The sequence below is a fragment of the Streptomyces humi genome, from assembly GCF_001005085.2.
In the GTDB taxonomy this organism is placed as follows: domain Bacteria; phylum Actinomycetota; class Actinomycetes; order Streptomycetales; family Streptomycetaceae; genus Streptomyces; species Streptomyces humi.
Window position 1 is genome coordinate 1 of the sequence record NZ_LBMU02000170.1, and the last position, 3,415, is coordinate 3,415.

Sequence of the window (3,415 nt, forward strand, 5' to 3'; positions counted from 1 at the left end):
ACACCTCGACCGGGGTCGCCACATGCACCTCCAGGTACGGTGTCCCGCTCTTCCCGTGCCGGGTGCGCACCGCCTCGCGGCTGTCGGCGTAGGGGGCGATGACCGGGACCACGGAGAGCACGCCGTTGCGCGCCAGCACCTCGGAGACGAGGCCGATGCGCTGCACGTTGGTGTTGCGGTCGGCGCGGCTGAAGCCGAGGCCCGCCGAGAGGAAGCGGCGGATCTCGTCGCCGTCGAGGACCTCCACGCGATGTCCCTCGGCCCTGAGCCGGTCCCCGAGGAGGCGGGCGATCGTCGTCTTCCCCGCACTCGGCAGCCCCGTCAGCCAGACCGTGGCCCCCTGGGCCCTTGGCGTGGTGGTCATGCGCAACAGACCTCTTCCTTACCTTCGTCCAACCCGCGTACGACCCGTCGAAGGGTAGGTAAGAAGTCTGAGAGGAACGGTTAAGGAAGCTGAGGTTTGACTGAGTGACTCCTGGTACGCAAGAGGTCACACGGTCCTGCAATGAACATTTCACAAAGGTGCCGGTGTTCACCCGGCGCGCGGTTCACAGACCGGCGAACACGCCTCCCGCGTCCCGCAGCCGCGCGTGCAGCGCCCGGAAGACGGCGGCCGAACGGGTGCCCGGCCAGTCGGCGGGCAGCAGGCCGGTCGGCAGCCCGGGGTCGATGTACGGCAGGTGGCGCCAGGAGTCGAGGGCGAGGAGGTAGTCCCGGTAGGCGTCCTCGGGCGGGGTGTCCGCGCGGTGCTCCCAGCCGCGCAGCACCGGCTCGTGCGCGTCCAGGAACTCCTCGTGCGCCTTGGCGATGGCCGTCAGGTCCCACCAGCGGGCGACCGCCTCGGTGGTGGGCGCGAACCCGAGGTGGTCACCCCGGAAGAAGTCCACGTACGGGTCGAGAGCGAGACGGCGCAGCGTGTGCCGGGTCTCCTCGAACAGCCGGGCCGGGGCGATCCACACCCCGGGGGCGGCGGTGCCGAAGCCGAGCCCGGCCAGCCGGGAGCGCAGGACGTGCCGCTTCTGCCGCTCCGACTCGGGCACCGAGAACACCGCGAGCACCCAGCCCTCGTCCTCGGGGGGAGCCTCGGCGTACACCCGGCGGTCACCGTCGTCGAGCAGCTGCTGCGCCTCGGCGGAGAGCTCGTATCCGGCGGTGCCCTGCGCGGTCCTCGCGGGAGCCAGCAGACCGCGCCGTTTCAGCCGGGACACCGAGGAGCGTACGGAGGGTGCGTCCACACCGGCGGCGGCCAGCAGCCGGATCAGCTCGGCGACGGGTACCGGACCGGGCAGGAAGCGGCCGTACGCGCCGTAGAGCGTGACGATGAGGGACCTCGGGGCGTGTTGCTCGGGCACGTTGATCATTTTAGGACCCCGGCATCACTGCTGGTCACCTCTGGTGCCCGGCTGAATGTGAGTCAGGATCGCGGGGTCCGCCCCGAGGCGGCCACCAGGCCCTTCGGGAGGCGGGCGGAGCCGGGTCAGGCGGCGACGGCGAGCCGTTCGGCGGGGCAGCGGCGCGGCGGGACCACACTGCCGTCGGCGCGCAGCTCACCCGTGTCGTCGAAGACGATCGCCCCGTCGCACAGCAGGGTCCAGCCCTGTTCGGGGTGGGCGGCGACGACGTGCGCCGGGCCGAGGTCGGCCGTCGCGCTCGGGAACTGGTGGGAACACATGGCGCACCTCCACGGGTCTGCCTCCGGCACGAGCGCCGACCGGCATGACCAGACCATGCTCCCGTCGTGAACGCAGCGGAACCGCCCGCCGCGACCTGTGACAACACGCGGACAACCTTCGGACGCCGTCACGACGGTCGCCGCGCCGCCGGGACACGGAACCCCCACGGGACGCGCCACCGAAGGAGTGACGATCACGCTCCCGGGCCCGACGGGCGGGTATCCAGGGCGTGCCCCCACCCCCATGTTCCGGGAGGAAACCATGCCCGTACGCCCCGTCCTCGCCGCGGCCCTCGGCTCGGCCGCCCTGCTGTGCGTCGCCACCGCCCCCGCGTCCGCGTCCGCGCCCGCGCCCGCCGACCCCACCGAATCCGTCTCCGTCGCGGCGACCGGCAAGCTCGCCGACGACGGCACGGTCACCCTCTCCGGCACCTACACCTGCACCGATGCCACGGGACCGGTGTTCATCAGCTCCTCGATCAGCCAGGACTCGCCGACCTTCCGGCACGGCATCGGCGGTACCCAGGCGGTCTGCGACGGAGCCGTGCACGACTGGCAGAACACCGGCAAGGTCAGCTCGGAGAAGCTGGCCCCCGGCGCGGCGAACGTGGAGGCCACCGTCCTGGAACTGCGTCCCTCGGGCGGCCTGCCCCTGCCGTACTTCCACGCCACCCGCAAGCAGGACATCACCCTCGCCAAGGCCTGACCCGCCCGATCCCGGTCCCGGCACCCTCGGATGCCGGGACCCGGCGGGGACGGCTAGCCGGCGAGTTCCTTCCTGATGCGGTCCAGCATGAACGCCGAGGACTCGCGGGCCCGCTCCTCCCACGCGAAGACGCAGGCGGTGGCGACACCGTCGAAGCCCAGTTCGCGCAGGGTGCCGAAGAACGCGTCCCAGTCGACCTCGCCCTGTCCGATGTCCAGGTGCTGGTGGATCCGGGCCGCCGTGCCGGGCGGGTTGAGGATGTAGCGCAGCCCGCTGGAGCCCTTGTGGTTGAAGGAGTCCGCGATGTGCACGTGCTGGAGTCTGTCACCGGCGTAGCGCATCATCGCCGCGATGTCGGCGGTGGGATCGGCGCCCGACAGGTGGAAGGAGTGCGGGGCGCAGTACAGGTAGTTCACCCAGGGCTTGTTGATCGCGCGGACCAGGTCGACCGCGGGGGTGTTCTCCTCGCAGAAGTCGTCCGGGTGCGCCTCCAGGTTGAGGGCGATGCCCTCGCGCTCGAAGAGGGGGAGAAGCTCCTCCAGCGAGCGCCAGAAGGCCGCCTCGCTCTCCGCCGCGCGCTCCGGCCGGCCGTTGAACTCGCTGTTCATCAGCGGGCATTCGAGGTCGGCCGTGATCTCGATCATCCGCTTCCAGTAGCGGACGGCGGCCTGCCGCTCGGTCTCGTCAGGGGACGACCACTTGTAGAGCGGCAGTACGGACGACAGCTTCACCCCGTGCGTGCGCAGGGCGTTCTTCAGCTCCGCGATCCGCCCGTCGTCCGCACGCGGGTGCAGGAAGAACGGCATGAAGTCGTCGCGCGGCGACAACTCGATGTATTCGTAGCCGAGTTCGGCCACCGTGCGCACCATGTCGTCGATCGGCAGGGCGCGGAACATGTACGGGTCGAGGGCGATCTTCACGCGTTGCCTCCGTAGAGGGCCGGACGGGGCTTGAGGTCGGTGGCGACGACCGTGCCGGACTCCAGGGCCTCGACGGTCGCGTTGGTGATGACGGTGGCGGCGTAGCCGTCCCAGGAG

At 71.1% G+C, this 3,415-nt stretch carries 5 protein-coding genes and 1 pseudogene; 1 reads left to right on the forward strand and 5 read right to left on the reverse strand.

Going from position 1 to position 3,415, the window contains the following annotated elements; genetic code table 11:
- The 3 genes from AAW13_RS43645 to AAW13_RS43655 form a co-directional block, all read right to left on the reverse strand.
- On the reverse strand, window positions 1-364 hold a 364-nt coding region (locus AAW13_RS43645), incomplete at its 3' end, for an adenylyl-sulfate kinase (protein WP_071659887.1).
- A gap of 184 nt (window positions 365-548) precedes the next feature.
- Window positions 549-1,361, reverse strand: a complete 813-nt coding sequence (locus AAW13_RS43650; protein ID WP_046728588.1) for a PaaX family transcriptional regulator — start codon at window positions 1,359-1,361, stop codon at window positions 549-551.
- Between the two features lie 116 nt (window positions 1,362-1,477).
- The gene (locus tag AAW13_RS43655) at window positions 1,478-1,672 is read right to left on the reverse strand and encodes a DUF5999 family protein (RefSeq protein ID WP_046728589.1); all 195 of its coding nucleotides are present in this window, start codon (window positions 1,670-1,672) and stop codon (window positions 1,478-1,480) included.
- A gap of 262 nt (window positions 1,673-1,934) precedes the next feature.
- Between AAW13_RS43655 and AAW13_RS43660 the strand changes: the two genes are divergently transcribed.
- A complete protein-coding gene (locus tag AAW13_RS43660) occupies window positions 1,935-2,378 on the forward strand; it encodes a DUF6299 family protein (RefSeq protein WP_046728590.1) in 444 nt (147 codons plus the stop codon).
- A gap of 53 nt (window positions 2,379-2,431) precedes the next feature.
- On the opposite strand, the gene AAW13_RS43665 is transcribed toward AAW13_RS43660, so the two are convergent.
- Window positions 2,432-3,298 carry a sugar phosphate isomerase/epimerase family protein gene (locus AAW13_RS43665; RefSeq protein WP_046728591.1) on the reverse strand — a complete coding sequence of 289 codons (867 nt, stop codon included), beginning with the start codon at window positions 3,296-3,298 and terminating at the stop codon, window positions 2,432-2,434.
- Window positions 3,295-3,415, reverse strand: a pseudogene (locus tag AAW13_RS47340) (inositol 2-dehydrogenase); the annotation flags it as partial. The gene AAW13_RS43665 and the pseudogene AAW13_RS47340, both read right to left, overlap by 4 nt.

Bases quoted from the DNA above. Each gene is read 5' to 3' on its own strand.
- AAW13_RS43650 (WP_046728588.1), bottom strand. From the start codon at position 1,361: ATGATCAACGTGCCCGAGCAACACGCCCCGAGGTCCCTCATCGTCACG.
- AAW13_RS43655 (WP_046728589.1), bottom strand. From the start codon at position 1,672: ATGTGTTCCCACCAGTTCCCGAGCGCGACGGCCGACCTCGGCCCGGCG.
- AAW13_RS43660 (WP_046728590.1), top strand. From the start codon at position 1,935: ATGCCCGTACGCCCCGTCCTCGCCGCGGCCCTCGGCTCGGCCGCCCTG.